Genomic DNA, 15,824 nt, shown 5'->3' on the forward strand with positions numbered 1-15,824 from the left:
TTACTATGTGTGGAATAGTGGCTTATGTGGGAGATAGAACTGCTTATCCCATATTGATTAAGGGACTGCAAAGATTGGAATACCGAGGATATGACTCTGCAGGTATCGCTTTGTTGAATGGAGAAACACACGTTTACAAATGCAAAGGAAAGGTTAAAGACCTTCAAGCGCTTGCAAAAGACAAAGACATATCAGGAACTGTTGGGATGGGGCATACCCGATGGGCAACACACGGTGAACCAAGTGATCGCAACGCCCACCCTCACCAATCTATGAACGGAAAGTTCTTCGTGGTGCACAACGGCATCATCGAAAACTATTCCCACCTGAAAAAAGAGTTGCAAAACCGGGGATACAAATTTGCCAGTGACACCGACACCGAAGTTTTGGCAAACTTAATAGAAAACATCTATCTGGAACAAAAAGTATCGGCCGAACTGGCAGTTCGTCTGGCTCTGACAAGAGTGGTTGGTGCGTACGGACTGGTTATTTCCTGTGAAGATGAGCCCGGAACACTTATTGCCGCCAGAAAAGGTAGTCCGCTAGTTATTGGAATTGGTGAACACGAGTATTTTCTTGCCTCAGACGCAACGCCCATCGTTGAATACACCGATAAAGTGCTTTACCTCAACGACGAAGAAGTAGCGGTAATTACACGCGACAGTCTCGACCTGAAAAACTTGCTAAATGACAGCAAAACACCTGAAATTCAGAAAATAACCCTTTCGATTGACCATATCGACAAAGGTGGCTACGAGCACTTCATGTTAAAAGAAATTCATGAACAACCGCTGACCATTCAGGACACTTTCAGGGGACGTATTGCCATGGACGAAAGCAAGATTTTTCTTGGCGGAATACTGGATGTAATGCCCAAACTAATAAATGCCAAACGCATTATTATTGTGGCATGTGGCACCTCATGGCATGCCGGTTTGGTGGGTGAATACCTGTTTGAGCAATATGCACGCATCCCCGTTGAAGTAGAATACGCTTCTGAATTCAGATACCGTGACCCCATTATCTATCCGGATGATTTGGTTATTGCCATTTCGCAGAGTGGTGAAACGGCCGATACGCTGGCGGCAATCCGAAAAGTAAAAGAGACACAAGCTACCATTCTGGGTATTTGCAACGTGGCAGGCTCGTCCATATCACGCGAAACAGATGCCGGGGTTTATACTCATGCCGGAATAGAAATAGGCGTTGCCTCAACCAAAGCTTTTACAAGCCAGATAACCGTTCTTACGATGATGGCTCTGGTGTTGGGAAGTAAGCGACAGACGCTGGCACCGGAACTATACCATCACCTCATCCATGAGTTGATTCAGGTACCGAAAAAAATTGAAGAGATTTTAAAAGAAGAAGAGAAGATTAAAGCAATTGCGGCCGTTTACAAGGATGTCTCAAATGCACTTTACATGGGACGCGGTCTGTTATTTCCCGTTGCCCTGGAAGGTGCCCTCAAACTCAAAGAGATTTCATACATCCATGCCGAAGGTTATCCGGCAGCTGAGATGAAACACGGCCCCATTGCCCTGATTGACGAAAACATGCCTGTGTTAGCCCTTGCCGGCAATGACACATCGTATGAAAAGATGATTAGCAATATTCAGGAAGTAAAAGCACGCAAAGGAAAAGTTATTGCAATTGTGAGTAGAGGAGACAAAACCATTCGCAAAATGGCTGACCATGTAATTGAAATTCCGGAGTGTCATGAAGCCGTGTCGCCTCTGTTAGCTGTTATTCCACTACAAATACTCTCCTATCACATAGCCGTGATGCGCGAGTGCAACGTGGATCAACCTCGAAATCTGGCCAAGTCTGTAACAGTAGAATAATCAGAAACACTGTTTATACAAACAAAAGCCCCCGAATGACATTCATCATTCGGGGGCTTTTCTGTTTTTATAGAGTAATTAAAAACTACGGCTTCATTATAAACTTAACTGTAGAGTGTGAAATCTCAATATCAGCACCATCAGCAAATATGGAATCTCGTTTACCATATACATACATCTCTCTTACATGAAGTATTGAGTCACGATTTTCAATGTTAATGATATCTCTGGAAGGGTTTATCGGTTCCCAGGATGAAGGCTCATCGTTAAACGATGACAATGCCAAAATGATGATTGCAATAAATGTTGCTGCGAAATGTACGAGTTTCCTCTCCATAGTTTGGGTTAAAGTTAATTCATTAATCTTTGATGCAATAAAAACAGTCAAAAGTACTCAAAACAGATTGTCTTATTTGCCATTCTTACAAATAATTTACAAACAACTGCTTTTTTAATGTAAATAACCGTTTAATTATGACCAACCATAATTTTTGCAATCTCACACATCCATCTGAAATGAGCATCACCGAAAAAAATCCCTTGCCAACCGCTCTACGGAAAGCAAGGGATATATCGCATCATGGTCATTATCTACCTGCCACCGTACTGATCCTGATAATAAGACTCATACTCACCTGAAAGGATTCTTTTCATCCAGTTTTGGTTCTCGAGATACCAACTCACAGTTTTCTCCAAACCCTCTTCAAACTGCAACGAAGGCTTCCATCCCAGTTCATTCATTAATTTTGAGGAATCAATGGCATAGCGTTGATCATGACCCGCCCTGTCTTTCACAAAAGTTATTAACTGTTCTGATGCACCTGGAGCGCGACCGAGGGCTTTATCCATCACCTTGCAAAGCAGGTGTATAAGGTCAATATTCTTCCACTCATTAATACCACCAATGTTGTAAGTTTCACCAAGTTTGCCATTGTGAAAAATGGTGTCGATGGCCACAGCATGATCTTCAACATAGAGCCAGTCGCGGATGTTTTCTCCTTTACCGTAAACAGGGATAGGCTTGTTGTTGAGAATATTGTTAATGGCCAGAGGCAATAGTTTTTCAGGAAACTGGTTTGGGCCATAGTTGTTGGAACAATTACTAATTACAACCGGCAAACCATAAGTGTGATAATATGCCCTCACCAAATGGTCTGAACTGGCCTTAGAGGCAGAATATGGGCTGCGGGGGTCGTATGATGTGGTCTCGGTGAACAAGCCAGTCTCGCCTAAGGAGCCATACACTTCATCAGTAGAAATATGGTAAAACCGCTTCCCATCCATCACATCTTTCCACTCCATACGGGCAGCATTCAAAAGATTTACTGTGCCCAGAATGTTGGTGTTGATAAACTCCAACGGATTACTTATTGAGCGGTCAACGTGCGACTCAGCAGCAAGATGGATAACGCCATCGAAACGGTGCGTGGCAAACAAACGACTTACCAATTTGGCGTCTGTAATGTCACCTTTCACAAACTCGTAATTGGTTTTATACTCAACATCTTTTAGGTTTTCGAGATTCCCGGCATAGGTTAGGGCATCCAGATTTACAACGCTATATTGCGGATACTTATTTACCATCAGCCTCACCACATGTGATCCTATGAAACCCGCACCTCCAGTAATTAGAATATTCTTCATCTTGTATGATTATTTTCAATTAATACCGCGTACACTCTTCTCCCAATTCCATGCCGACAACAAAGTTTCCTCTGTGGCTCGTGAAGCTTTCCAGCCCAACTCCTCATTGGCAAAAGAGGTGTCGGCCCAAATTTTTTCAATATCACCCGCACGGCGTGGTGCTATTTTGTAGGGTAACTGCACACCCGTTACAGCAATAAAACTTTTAACCAATTGCATAACCGACAAACCGGTTCCGGTTCCTACGTTAAAAAATTCATAATTGGCTTTTTGCTTGTCCTGAATAAGCCTGTTAATTGCAACCACATGTGCTCCGGACAAATCAACCACATTGATGTAATCGCGAATGGCCGTGCCATCCGGAGTAGCGTAATCATCACCAAAAATACTCAGTTCGTTGCGTATGCCCGCTGCTGTTTGCGTGATAAAAGGCACCAAATTATTTGGAACTCCCAGTGGCAACTCGCCAATTAATGCAGAAGGGTGTGCGCCAATGGGATTGAAATATCTCAAAGCAATGCAGTTAAAGCCTGCATTGGCATGACAAAAATCCCTCAGAATGTCTTCACAAATAGCTTTTGTATTGCCGTATGGAGACTCGGCCGGTTTACGCGGTGTCTGCTCGGTTACCGGGAGCTTATCAGGTTGACCATAAACTGTACAACTCGAACTAAAAACCATATTGCGAATATTGTATCGCAACATATTGCCAAGCAAATTCAACAAAGAATTGAGGTTGTTGTGATAGTATTCGAGTGGTTTCTGTACCGATTCACCAACAGCCTTGAAGGCCGCAAAATGAATAATGGCATCTATATCAGGATACTTATCAAAAAAAGAATCCGTAGCAAGTTTATCCGCCAAATCGACATTCTCAAAATCGGGACGCACACCTGAAATTTTCTGTATGGCATCCAAAACCTCAATGTTTGAGTTGGATAAATTATCGGCAATAACCACTCTGAACCCGGCAGCCTGAAGTTCAACAACGGTGTGTGAACCAATGTATCCGGTTCCTCCGGTTACTAATACTTGTTTGCTCATGCTGTTTTAAAAAATAACATATTCTGTTTTGTTGCGTAAAATTAGTGATAATAGATGAGTATAAACAGTCACAAAATTCCTTTTAGATGATAAAATATTCAAATAAACTGTCAACAACATCAAGAGACAAGCATTAAAAACCCAATTTAGCTCAGCAGATTAGAAAACATGCAGGGTTTGGCTGGTTAAGTTTTGAACATTTTATCAACATCTGTTAAAATTTTAGTGATGCACATCGCGCGAAAAATGCTTACATTTGCAAATATGGCAACAGTAGTTAAATATATTTCAGAGCTTCTGCACCATCACGACTGCGTGATTGTTCCCGGTCTGGGAGGTTTTGTGGCCAACCACAAGCCAGCCACGGTTCAGGAAGAGAAAAACATGTTTCTTCCTCCAGTTAAGGAGATTGGTTTCAACAGAAGTTTATCGCACCATGATGGTTTGCTGGGTAATTACATTGCCCGATGCGAAGGCACATCCTATCAATCGGCCATGCTTATTGTTGAAGCATTTGTTGAGAATGTCAGGCTGGAGATTGCAAATGGACGCATGTTTGATTTGGACACAATTGGCACACTGCGTGGTGATGCCATTGGCAATTTACAATTTTCGCCATCCACAGTTAGTTCCTTTCTGCCTGATGCCCTTGGCCTTACAGCCTTCCGCTTTGAGCCACTGGATTACAAACACACTGTTAAAATCGAACATGAGATTCATGTGCCACGTCTTCTGAAAAGCCGTTCTCCAAAATATTGGGGTGCCGTTGCCGCTCTGATGGCCGGTCTATTCTTTCTTTCTACCTTTGAATTAAAAATGCCTGCCACCTCACAAGCTGGATTGCCTGGCATCATGAATCATCAGGTTCCGGTATATGAAATGGTTAACATTTCAGACAGCAAATCAGAAGTGGATGAAAATACCGCTGATTTAGCAACGCAAGAAATTGTTGCCATCGCGGAGACCTCAGTAGAAAACAATGATGTGAATGAATTCGCCTCTGAAATTCAGACCGAACAAACAAAACGATTCCATCTCATTGCTGCCAGTTTCAACAAAGCAGAACCTGCATTAAAAGCAGTTGATGACTTTAAAGCAGAAGGCTTTAGCGACGCCTCGTTAATCGACGATGGCAAAGGTCGGTTCCGAATAGCATTACACTCATTTAATGACAGAGCCGAAGCGCTCGACAGTCTGGAAAAATTCAGGCAACAACCCCGGTTTAGCACTGTATGGGTTTTTACCTTAAGATAAAATGTTTCTGTTAGTAAGTAAAGCCATCCGTTAAACAGCGCGATGGCTTTACTTTTTTACATATTAGCCGTACAGAAATGCCAGAGTTATAACCATCGGCTCATCAAAAAAATAATTGTCATCTTAAAGAAAAAACCGAAATTAGCCAAAAAGCAGCAAGATGAATATAAAAGTGCGGAAGTCAGTGGTTCGTTTTAAAGGGTTATTTGGCGCCAGTACGGCTCGAAGAGTTAGCCGCAAGCCTCCCGGTGAAGCCCCCGGAACCATTGTGCATACCGGAATACAAAAACTTGATCAGGTACTGATTACACTTCACACATTTAACGAATCCACTTATACTACCAGCACCATCTCATCAATAAAAGAGACGAATCTCATCATAGACGATGACTCAAAAGTATGGATACAGGTTCGCGGACTGCACGACATAGCCACACTAAAAGATGTGTGGAGTCATTTTGACCTTCACCCATTGATTCAGGAAGACATCGTAAGCATAAACCAGCGCCCCAAGGTTGAACCTTATGACAATGTTATCTTTATGGTATTACGGATGATTTCGGGTAACAACAATGGCAAAACGGACGAATTCACAACAGAACAAATCAGTCTGGTTGTTGGCAGTAATTATGTGCTATCATTTCAGGAAAGCGACACATCTGTTTTTGAGCCCGTAATTCGCCGACTGGCTATGCCAAACACCCGGTTGAGAAAATTGGGTGCTGATTATATGGCATACGCCCTTATCGACAATATTGTTGACCATTACTTTTCGGCGCTGGATTTGATGGAAGCCACCATTGAAGATACGGAGGAGCGCATTGTGAACAATCCCAAATCGGTTCACCTTCAGAATATACACACCTTACGGCGTGATTTGATTTTTTTCAGAAAATCTGTTTGGTCACTGCGCGATGGCATCAACAGCCTCATTCGTGACGACTCATCACTGTTTACCAAAGAGGTGAGACTATTTCTGAGAGATGTATATGATCACGTGAACCAGGTAGTAGACACCATTGAAAACCAACGGGAAATGGTTTACAGCCTTTATGACATGTACATGTCGTCGCTGAGCAACCGCATGAATGAGGTGATGAAGGTACTGACCATCATTTCAACCATTTTTATACCCCTGACTTTTGTAGCCGGCATTTATGGCATGAATTTCAACCCTGAGAGCAGTGCGTGGAACATGCCTGAACTGGACTGGCGATGGGGCTACCCGGCTTCGCTAGGGTTAATGGCCATTATAGTTGCGGTTATGCTAATCTATTTCAAACGAAAAGAGTGGATATAATCAATCGGCCAAAAACTTTGTTTTACCAGACCATTCATACACCTGGAGTCTGATGATGGTAGTTTGTGAAATAAATTTGGAGATATAGCTGTGTCCATTAGACTTAAAATCGGGCGAATATTTTTCAACCAGCAACTCCAATGCACGCACGCGCTCCACATCGTCATGCACCGGCTCTGCAATACATTTTAATATGATGCTCTCATAGTTGGTAGTAAACTTCGCAGAAATCACTTCTGTTTTACCAACGACACAAAAGGATGCCTTGTTGTTTGCCGCAATACAGCGCAATTTTTCACCTTCGGTGGCACAGTGAAGATAAATACGACTTTCCCCATCCCACACATAGTTCATGGGTATTCCATAGCCTCCTCCTGCTTCAGCCTGAAGCGATAAAACACCATACTCACCGCCCGAAAGGAGCTCAATTGCTGCTGGTTCAGTTAACAAACGATCCTGCCGACGAACAGATTCATTATTGTAATTCATTGATGAAAGATGTTTAGATAAGAGACAATGAGACGCGAAACAGTGTGACTATGCAACCCATAGAACCGGGTAAATATAAAAAAATGCTATTTAACGAAGTTGCGACCATCAACGCAAGATAATTTGGATTATGACTGCTAACGACATTGAATAATGGAAGTGCAACCCATCACATCGCCATAGCGCAAAAAAAAAGAGTTGAATCTCTGTTAAGATTACAACTCTTTTTGATGTATTGTACCGAGAGGCGGGCTTGAACCGCCGACCTCATGATTATGAATCATGCGCTCTAACCAGCTGAGCTACCTCGGCATTTTTTTAGTTTCAACCAGACGCGACTGGCTGTTTTTGCGGTTGCAAATGTAATGCATTATTCATTTCCTTCCAACCCCAAAACATCTTTTTTTTATCAAAAACTCAAAGATAACACTCAACTATCACGTTTCCAACTTAAAAAAAACTTGCACTTCTTGAAAAAAAAGTTTAAGATAATGCATCATACATTTTATTTTATTGATAAAACCACTATATTGTAAACCTAATAATCCTTAACAACTCATTAAAAAATGACAGAACATAGAGAGAAAATCGAGTTGGAATATCTGCTCAACACTTCCCCGGGAATTCTGTTTAACAGGCTCAGTTCGCCAAGTGGATTGAGCGAATGGTTTGCCGACGATGTAGCGGTTGATGGTAAAATTTTTACTTTCATTTGGAAAGGAAGCGAACAAGTGGCAGAGCAAACACTTCGAAAAGAGAACAAAATGGTCAGATATACCTGGCTCGATGAGGATATGGAAGGGGTTTGGTTTGAGTTTCACATTAATGTGGACGAACTTACAGGCGATGTGGCGCTTGTCATCATCGATCATGTAGAAGCAGATGAAACGAATGATACCATTGAGCTTTGGAATCGGCAGGTTGAAGTGTTAAAACATGGACTAGGTTCTGCTTAAAATTTAACCTATTATTTGGTTTCTTATCACTAAATTTGCATCCGGAATTGTTATGCTTCCGGATGCTTTTATTTTTAATACCACGCAATAACACTTAACCGTGTTCGATGAAAAAGTTGCACCTATTTATATTGAAGAGTTACCTGGGACCTCTGGTAATGACGTTTTTTATTGCCATGTTCATTTTGGTAATGCAGTTTCTTTGGCGATATGTAGACGATTTGGTAGGTAAAGGTCTGGAATGGACCGTTCTGTCCGAACTGCTTTTTTATGCCTCGCTACAGGTTGTGCCAATGGCGCTTCCTCTGGCAATTTTGCTGGCATCACTCATGACCTTTGGCAACCTGGGCGAAAACTATGAGCTTACCGCATTAAAATCGGCAGGCATTTCGCTCCTGCGCATCATGATGCCCATCACCATACTAACCATTGCCATTTCGGCATTTGCGTACACTTTCTCGAACAACGTACTGCCTGTTGCCAATCTCAAGCTGGTCTCGATATTGCACGGTATTCGCGAAACCCGTCTGGAGTTCGACATTAAAGAGCGGGTCTTTTATCAGGGCGTAGATGATTTCAGCATAAAAGTTGAAGCGAAAGACAGAGATGGCAACATGCTTCGCGATGTGATGATATATGACCATCGCGATCGTCAGGCACGTAACAGCAATGTGACACTGGCCGATTCGGGTAAATTGCAAGTGTCGGCCGATAAAAAGCATCTGCTTCTGACCCTGTTTGATGGTGTAAGATATGACGAAAGAGTGATGGCCGAAGGAACAGGCCGCCGTCAGCAACGACGCGACTCCAGGATGTTCAGAACCGACGAGTTCCGTGAACAGATTGCAATCATCCAACTGCAGGGATTCGATTTTTCCAAAACCGACGAAAACCTCTTCAGACAAAGCGACAGGATGAAGAACATTGCCCAGCTTTCACACGATTTGGACTCTATCCGAAACGAGAGAAAAGTCTTTGTTAATTCATTAGAAGAACGCTCAGGACATATCTACTTTAACCGCATGAGCGAAAGGCGGGAAAACCGTCTTACAACCATCGATACCGCCAGAATTGTGAATGCCGACTCGCTTTACAACTCCCTTGAGGCATCCCAAAAACAGATAATTGTTCAAAATGCGGTACGTTCGGCACGTGACCACAAGCAAACCATCGACGATCAAATGCGCTTCATCGAACGTGAAGACTTAAAAATAAGGCGACACCTGATGGAACTGCACCGAAAATTCACGCTCTCATTTGCATGCCTCATATTCTTCTTCATTGGAGCTCCACTCGGAGCTATCATTCGAAAAGGCGGTCTGGGCATGCCGGTAGTTATATCCATTTTCTTTTTTATTGTGTACTACATCATCGACACAATGGGTGCCAAATTTGCACGCGATGGCGTTTGGCTTGTCTATCAAGGCATGTGGTTGTCTTCAGGCGTACTTTTACCAATAGGAATCTTTTTAACTTATAAATCAGCCACCGACAGCACCTTGCTAAATGCAGACGTCTATTATTCCTCGCTGCGAAAAATAAGGGAGCGCTGGATTAAGCCTCTAACCCACCGAAAATTGAGATAAACCCCCGAACAAAGGGACAATTCTCTATATAATATTTAACTTTGCACCGCTAATTACAATATAATCCATCATGTCTGAACAGGATATTGAACTTAATTCCATAGAAGAAGCCGTAGAAGCCATTAAAAATGGCGAATTGATAATTGTTGTGGATGATGAAGATCGCGAAAACGAGGGCGATTTTATTTGTGCAACAGAACTTATCACCCCCGAAAAAGTGAATTTTATGGCCAAATATGGCCGTGGACTTATTTGTGCACCGATTACTGAGAAACGTTGCGATGAGTTGGAGCTCGATTTAATGGTGGGATATAACACCTCGATGCATGCCACACCTTTTACAGTTTCGGTTGATTTAATCGGCCAGGGTTGCTCTACAGGAATATCAGCTTCGGACAGAGCCAAAACACTGCTTTCTTTGTGTGATCCAAATACCAAACCTGAAGATTTGGGTCGCCCGGGACATATTTTCCCGCTCAGAGCAAAAGAAAAAGGTGTATTACGCCGTGCCGGACATACTGAAGCCGCTGTAGATTTGGCCCGTATGGCAGGTCTTTTCCCGGCAGGTGTGCTGGTTGAAATAATGAATGACGATGGTTCGATGGCACGACTGCCCGAACTAATGGAAATTGCAAAACGATTCAACCTTAAAATAATTTCGATAAAAGACCTCATAGCATACCGTCTTCAACAGGATAGCCTTATCGAAAAAGGAGTGGAAGTGCACCTTCCTACCATCCATGGCGATTTTAAATTTATTCCGTTTAAGCAAAAATCCAATGGATTGGAACACATGGCACTTATTAAAGGCCAATGGCAACCCGATGAACCCATCTTGGTAAGAGTCCATTCCAGCTGTGCCACAGGCGACATATTCGGCTCACTCAGATGCGAGTGCGGAGAGCAACTGCACAAAGCGATGGAAGCCATCGAGAAAGAAGGACGCGGCGTTATTGTGTACATGAATCAGGAAGGCAGAGGCATTGGACTAATGAGCAAAATCCAAGCATACAAGCTTCAAGAACAAGGTCTTGATACAGTAGATGCCAACACAGAGCTTGGCTTTGAAGCCGATGAACGTGACTATGGTGTGGGCGCTCAGATTTTGCGTGCGTTGGGAGTTTCAAAAATGCGCCTGATGACCAACAACCCCATCAAACGTATTGGACTCGAAGGATATGGACTCGAGATTGTAGAAAATGTGACCATTGAAATTGAGCCAAACAAATACAACGAATTTTACATGCATACAAAGAAGACCCGGATGGGACATAATCTTCAATACTTTAAGTACCCAAAAGAGTAGGAACAGCCTTTTTTCTGGTATCTGAAAAGTAAATTGCAACCACGAATTGTACCATCCGCATAAACATTGTCTTATGCAAGCCATTGGTATAATTCGTGGTTGTGTTCATTTTGCAGCTTGATGTAAATCATTGATAAAGAAAACTTCACCGGCAAAATCTGGTCACAATCAACCGTCAATGGCAACCCGAACAAAATTAATTCATGCAATCTATTACCTTTTTCATCTGATTTGCATAAATTGTCCCATATAAAAGGTTAAACCATCCGAAAACCAACAAACCATGACCGATCTTACAACCACTTATATGGGACTGCACCTCTCCAGTCCCTTTATAGCCGCAAGCAGCGGCCTTACTAACAATCTGGATCATTTAAAAGAACTGGAATCCTGTGGTGCAGGCGCAGTTATTCTAAAATCGCTTTTTGAGGAAGAGATAATCGTAGAGCTGGATCGACGCATGAACGAAATGCACTCTGAAAACTACCTCTATCCTGAAACAATGGAGTTTTATGAAAAGGCCGACGTAGAAGACACACTCACCTCCTATCTCAGACTCATATATGAAGCAAAGAAGAGTCTGGATATTCCGGTAATAGCAAGCATCAACTGCGTTACACCCCACAACTGGCCCTATTTCACCAAATATCTTCAGGAAGCCGGAGCCGATGCCATCGAACTTAATATCTTTACATTGCCGGCAGACATCTCTGCCCCCGGAAAGCAATACGAGGACAACCTGATTAGCATTTGCAATGCGGTAAGACAACAAGCGTCCATACCGGTATCGATAAAAATCAGCCAGTACTACTCCAGTCTGGCCTATACCATGCATGAGGCCGCAAAAACAGGTATAAAAGGCATTACACTATTCAACAGGTTTTACAGTCCCGACTTTGATACCGATAGCATGGAGATAATTCCGGCTGCCATATACAGCAATCCGGAGGACTATGCCCACACCCTCAGATGGATTGCCATCATGTCAGAAAAAGCGGGTTGTGATTTATCTGCATCTACAGGTGTGCACAGCGGACTGTCAGCAGCCAAAATGATTCTGGCAGGCGCCTCAGCCGTACAAGTGGCTTCAGCACTTTACAAGAATGGCATATCGCACCTGAAACAGATGAAAAAAGAACTGTCAGAGTGGATGGAAGACAAAGGTTATGAAACCATTGAGCAATACAAGGGTAAATTAAGCTATGCCAATGCGAACGATCCTGCAGGCTTACTCAGAGCACAGTTTATGCGCCATTTTGCGGGTAAATAACCAAATTATCCTTTTTTATTGCGGCCAACATCTGCCGAATTGTCACACTTTCTGCCAATCTACAGAATTAAATATCCTTCCGGAGTGCCAATATAGCACACCAGGGAGGATATTTTCGTATGGCACAGCCTTTGCGTATAGAGTCTCAGATTATTGATAAAAGTAAAAACATTATAAATCATCAATTAAAATGGGAAAAATAATTGGAATCGATTTGGGAACCACCAACTCCTGCGTTTCAGTAATGGAAGGCAACGAGGCTGTAGTAATCCCCAACAGCGAAGGAAAAAGAACAACACCTTCAATTGTAGCATTTATAGAGAATGGCGAGCGTAAAGTTGGTGACCCGGCCAAAAGGCAGGCAATCACCAATCCGCAAAAAACCATATATTCAATCAAACGCTTCATGGGAACCAATTTTGATGAAGTTCCGAATGAAGTAAAACGGATTCCATACACTGTGGTGAAGGGCGACAACAATACTCCCAGAGTAAAAATTGACGATAGGTTGTACTCACCACAGGAGATTTCGGCTATGGTGCTTCAAAAAATGAAGAAAACTGCCGAAGACTATCTTGGTCAGGAGGTTACTGAAGCCGTTATCACAGTTCCTGCCTATTTCAATGATGCACAGCGTCAGGCGACCAAAGAGGCCGGTGAAATTGCCGGACTAAAAGTTCGCCGTATCATCAACGAACCTACTGCTGCCTCACTGGCGTATGGCCTCGACAAGCAACACAAGGATATGAAAGTGGCCGTGTTTGACCTTGGTGGTGGTACCTTTGATATCAGTATTCTGGAGCTGGGCGATGGCGTATTCGAAGTGAAATCGACAAACGGTGACACCCACCTTGGTGGTGATGATTTTGACGATGTAATCATCAACTGGCTGGCCGAAGAATTTAAGAAAGAAGAAGGCATTGACCTTCGCAAAGATCCGATGGCACTACAGCGCCTGAAGGATGCTGCCGAAAAGGCGAAGATTGAGCTTTCAAGCGCCACTACAACCGAAATAAACCTGCCATACATTATGCCGGTTGACGGTATTCCAAAACACCTCGTTAAAACATTGTCACGTGCCCAGTTTGAACAACTTGCCGACACACTGATTCAACGTGCGCTGACTCCTTGTCGTCAGGCTCTGAAAGATGCCGGAATGACTGCCAGCGATGTGGACGAAGTGATTTTGGTAGGTGGATCGACAAGGATTCCTGCCATCCAGAAACTGGTGGAGGACTTCTTTGGAAAAAAACCATCGAAAGGTGTTAACCCCGACGAGGTGGTTGCAGTAGGCGCAGCCATTCAAGGCGGTGTGCTTACAGGTGAGGTTAAGGATGTATTGCTGCTCGATGTAACGCCCCTTTCTCTTGGTATTGAAACCATGGGTGGCGTGATGACCAAACTGATCGAATCCAACACTACCATCCCGACAAAAAAATCGGAGACATTTACCACAGCTGCCGACAATCAGCCTTCGGTTGAAATTCATGTGCTTCAGGGTGAAAGACCAATGGCCCGTGACAATAAAACCATTGGACGCTTCCACCTCGACAGCTTGCCACCGGCACCTCGCGGCGTACCACAGATTGAAGTTACTTTTGACATCGATGCCAACGGTATTCTTCACGTGAAAGCAAAAGATAAAGGTACCGGTAAAGAACAGAGCATCCGTATTGAAGCATCTTCAGGCCTTTCTGATGCTGAAATCAAAAAAATGAAAGAGGAAGCTGCAGCAAATGCCGAAAGCGACAAGCAAGCCAAAGAACGCATCGACAAGCTCAACATGGCAGACAGCTTAATTTTCCAAACTGAAAAACAACTGAAAGAGTTTGGTGACAAAATTCCTGCTGATAAAAAAGCGCCCATTGAGCAAGCACTCGAAAAGCTTAAAGAAGCCCATAAAGCGCAGGACATTGACGCCATTGACAAAGCGACCACAGAGCTCAACACAGTGTTTCAGGCCGCCTCACAAGATATGTACAATGCCAGCCAGGCACAAGGTGCTCAAGCAGAACCAGGTGCCGGTCAGCAGCAACAATCCTCAGGTGGTAAGGACGATGAAGTAACCGATGTGGACTTTGAAGAAGTAAAATAGTTTCTTTGCCAAAATATAGAGACTCATTAAACTGTTGAAAATATAAAACCCTCCCAATTCCGGAGGGTTTTATATTTTACGGATGCCTTAAGTAACTTTAAAAAGATTCGATTTGCGGTTCCCATTTTTTGGTGGGATTTTTGTAATCTCTTGGTGAATATTTATCTTCGGCAGTTATCAATAAAAGAGATTTTAAACGTATGAAAAAAGAGCTGACCATATTTCTGCTTTTTCTGACAGTAACAACAACTGACATTCTGTCTCAGAATGCCGGCATCCATAATCGTGGTAATTCCCAAACCATCAACCACACAGATGCCAATGGCATGCGACAAGGCTATTGGGAACGCTCATACATGACCGGACAAACGATGTATAAAGCATTTTTTGTGGATAACAAGCCTGTAGGAGAAATGCTTCGATACCATCCTAACGGCAATATGATGGCCCGAATCACCTATGACCAGGAAGGCATGAACGGCCAAGGTGAGTTATTTGATGAGAACGGCCGCAAAATTGCCGAAGGAAATTACATAGGCACAGATAAGGACGGTGAATGGAAATTTTACAACGAGCGTGGCAGATTGATTGGGCTTGAAAACTACAAAGACAACCTCAGAGATGGTGAATCAATCGCGTACTACCCCAATGGCAACGTGGCATCAAAAACCAACTGGAAAAACGGAAAACAAGATGGCCCTGAAGTGATGTACTACCCTCGGGGCAGAGAGCGCCTCACGGCTAACTACAGAGATGGAAATCTGCATGGTGCCTACACCGTTTTCTTTGAGAATGGCCGGCGGGAGATATTTGGCATGTACAAAAACGGGCGCATGCATGGCCCTTGGTTCTTCTTCAACGCACTTGGCTCCGAAGATTACCGCATAAATTACGAAGATGGAGTAGCCAAGGAAACTGAAATGCTTGACAAACAACAAGAAGAGCGATTCAGAGAGTTTGAGCGCAACAAAGGAAGGCTTCGCGACCCTGAAAACTATATGGATGACCCAGATGGTTACATGATGGGACGATAGATTAT

Annotated in this window: 13 protein-coding genes and 1 tRNA gene; 9 read left to right on the plus strand and 5 right to left on the minus strand. The window is 43.3% G+C overall.

The annotated features are described in order from the left end of the window. Window positions 1–5 precede the first annotated feature (5 nt). Entirely contained in the window at window positions 6–1,841 is a 1,836-nt protein-coding gene (glmS, locus tag ALKIM_RS0103230) for a glutamine--fructose-6-phosphate transaminase (isomerizing) (RefSeq protein WP_026473398.1), read from the plus strand. Window positions 1,842–1,926: 85 nt separating this feature from the next. Here the strand turns inward: glmS and ALKIM_RS0103235 are convergent, their stop codons facing one another. From ALKIM_RS0103235 to galE, 3 genes are all read right to left on the minus strand, one after another. Further along, window positions 1,927–2,178, minus strand: a complete 252-nt coding sequence (locus ALKIM_RS0103235; RefSeq protein ID WP_026473399.1) for a hypothetical protein — start codon at window positions 2,176–2,178, stop codon at window positions 1,927–1,929. A 254-nt stretch (window positions 2,179–2,432) separates the two neighbouring features. After that, window positions 2,433–3,485 (minus strand): dTDP-glucose 4,6-dehydratase, encoded by a 1,053-nt coding sequence (gene rfbB, locus ALKIM_RS0103240; RefSeq protein ID WP_026473400.1) that lies wholly within the window; start codon window positions 3,483–3,485, stop codon window positions 2,433–2,435. 15 nt (window positions 3,486–3,500) lie between these two features. After that, on the minus strand, window positions 3,501–4,529 hold the full coding sequence (galE, locus tag ALKIM_RS0103245; RefSeq protein WP_026473401.1) for a UDP-glucose 4-epimerase GalE: 1,029 nt from the start codon (window positions 4,527–4,529) through the stop codon (window positions 3,501–3,503). Between the two features lie 264 nt (window positions 4,530–4,793). Between galE and ALKIM_RS0103250 the strand changes: the two genes are divergently transcribed. Both ALKIM_RS0103250 and corA read left to right on the plus strand, forming a co-directional pair. Continuing rightward, window positions 4,794–5,783 carry an HU domain-containing protein gene (locus ALKIM_RS0103250; RefSeq protein WP_026473402.1) on the plus strand — a complete coding sequence of 330 codons (990 nt, stop codon included), beginning with the start codon at window positions 4,794–4,796 and terminating at the stop codon, window positions 5,781–5,783. A 160-nt stretch (window positions 5,784–5,943) separates the two neighbouring features. Next, a complete protein-coding gene (gene corA / locus ALKIM_RS0103255) occupies window positions 5,944–7,083 on the plus strand; it encodes a magnesium/cobalt transporter CorA (RefSeq protein ID WP_084555789.1) in 1,140 nt (379 codons plus the stop codon). On the opposite strand, the gene ALKIM_RS0103260 is transcribed toward corA, so the two are convergent. Together ALKIM_RS0103260 and ALKIM_RS0103265 are read right to left on the minus strand one after the other, a co-directional pair. After that, entirely contained in the window at window positions 7,084–7,572 is a 489-nt protein-coding gene (locus tag ALKIM_RS0103260; RefSeq protein ID WP_026473404.1) for a pyridoxamine 5'-phosphate oxidase family protein, read from the minus strand. A gap of 238 nt (window positions 7,573–7,810) precedes the next feature. Continuing rightward, window positions 7,811–7,884 (minus strand) — tRNA-Met (locus ALKIM_RS0103265). Window positions 7,885–8,138: 254 nt separating this feature from the next. Here ALKIM_RS0103265 and ALKIM_RS0103275 point away from each other — a divergent pair. The 6 genes from ALKIM_RS0103275 to ALKIM_RS17455 all read left to right on the plus strand — a co-directional run bounded on the left by ALKIM_RS0103275 (window position 8,139) and on the right by ALKIM_RS17455 (window position 15,819). After that, a complete protein-coding gene (locus tag ALKIM_RS0103275; protein WP_026473405.1) occupies window positions 8,139–8,528 on the plus strand; it encodes an START-like domain-containing protein in 390 nt (129 codons plus the stop codon). 107 nt (window positions 8,529–8,635) lie between these two features. Next, entirely contained in the window at window positions 8,636–10,114 is a 1,479-nt protein-coding gene (locus ALKIM_RS0103280; RefSeq protein WP_026473406.1) for an LptF/LptG family permease, read from the plus strand. Window positions 10,115–10,184: 70 nt separating this feature from the next. After that, window positions 10,185–11,420, plus strand: coding sequence for a bifunctional 3,4-dihydroxy-2-butanone-4-phosphate synthase/GTP cyclohydrolase II (locus ALKIM_RS0103285; protein WP_026473407.1), 1,236 nt, complete (start codon window positions 10,185–10,187; stop codon window positions 11,418–11,420). A 283-nt stretch (window positions 11,421–11,703) separates the two neighbouring features. Continuing rightward, entirely contained in the window at window positions 11,704–12,690 is a 987-nt protein-coding gene (locus tag ALKIM_RS0103290) for a dihydroorotate dehydrogenase-like protein (RefSeq protein ID WP_026473408.1), read from the plus strand. 190 nt (window positions 12,691–12,880) lie between these two features. Next, window positions 12,881–14,785 carry a molecular chaperone DnaK gene (gene dnaK / locus ALKIM_RS0103295; protein ID WP_026473409.1) on the plus strand — a complete coding sequence of 635 codons (1,905 nt, stop codon included), beginning with the start codon at window positions 12,881–12,883 and terminating at the stop codon, window positions 14,783–14,785. Between the two features lie 200 nt (window positions 14,786–14,985). Then, window positions 14,986–15,819 carry a toxin-antitoxin system YwqK family antitoxin gene (locus ALKIM_RS17455; RefSeq protein ID WP_052345303.1) on the plus strand — a complete coding sequence of 278 codons (834 nt, stop codon included), beginning with the start codon at window positions 14,986–14,988 and terminating at the stop codon, window positions 15,817–15,819. The last annotated feature ends 5 nt before the right edge of the window (window positions 15,820–15,824 follow it).

It is taken from the genome of Alkaliflexus imshenetskii DSM 15055 (assembly GCF_000517065.1).
Lineage (GTDB): Bacteria > Bacteroidota > Bacteroidia > Bacteroidales > Marinilabiliaceae > Alkaliflexus > Alkaliflexus imshenetskii.

What these genes read in the sequence shown, in the direction of transcription:
- glmS (WP_026473398.1), top strand. Translation starts at nt 6, where the DNA reads ATGTGTGGAATAGTGGCTTATGTGGGAGATAGAACTGCTTATCCCATA.
- ALKIM_RS0103235 (WP_026473399.1), bottom strand. Translation starts at nt 2,178, where the DNA reads ATGGAGAGGAAACTCGTACATTTCGCAGCAACATTTATTGCAATCATC.
- rfbB (WP_026473400.1), bottom strand. Translation starts at nt 3,485, where the DNA reads ATGAAGAATATTCTAATTACTGGAGGTGCGGGTTTCATAGGATCACAT.
- galE (WP_026473401.1), bottom strand. Translation starts at nt 4,529, where the DNA reads ATGAGCAAACAAGTATTAGTAACCGGAGGAACCGGATACATTGGTTCA.
- ALKIM_RS0103250 (WP_026473402.1), top strand. Translation starts at nt 4,794, where the DNA reads ATGGCAACAGTAGTTAAATATATTTCAGAGCTTCTGCACCATCACGAC.
- corA (WP_084555789.1), top strand. Translation starts at nt 5,944, where the DNA reads ATGAATATAAAAGTGCGGAAGTCAGTGGTTCGTTTTAAAGGGTTATTT.
- ALKIM_RS0103260 (WP_026473404.1), bottom strand. Translation starts at nt 7,572, where the DNA reads ATGAATTACAATAATGAATCTGTTCGTCGGCAGGATCGTTTGTTAACT.
- ALKIM_RS0103275 (WP_026473405.1), top strand. Translation starts at nt 8,139, where the DNA reads ATGACAGAACATAGAGAGAAAATCGAGTTGGAATATCTGCTCAACACT.
- ALKIM_RS0103280 (WP_026473406.1), top strand. Translation starts at nt 8,636, where the DNA reads ATGAAAAAGTTGCACCTATTTATATTGAAGAGTTACCTGGGACCTCTG.
- ALKIM_RS0103285 (WP_026473407.1), top strand. Translation starts at nt 10,185, where the DNA reads ATGTCTGAACAGGATATTGAACTTAATTCCATAGAAGAAGCCGTAGAA.
- ALKIM_RS0103290 (WP_026473408.1), top strand. Translation starts at nt 11,704, where the DNA reads ATGACCGATCTTACAACCACTTATATGGGACTGCACCTCTCCAGTCCC.
- dnaK (WP_026473409.1), top strand. Translation starts at nt 12,881, where the DNA reads ATGGGAAAAATAATTGGAATCGATTTGGGAACCACCAACTCCTGCGTT.
- ALKIM_RS17455 (WP_052345303.1), top strand. Translation starts at nt 14,986, where the DNA reads ATGAAAAAAGAGCTGACCATATTTCTGCTTTTTCTGACAGTAACAACA.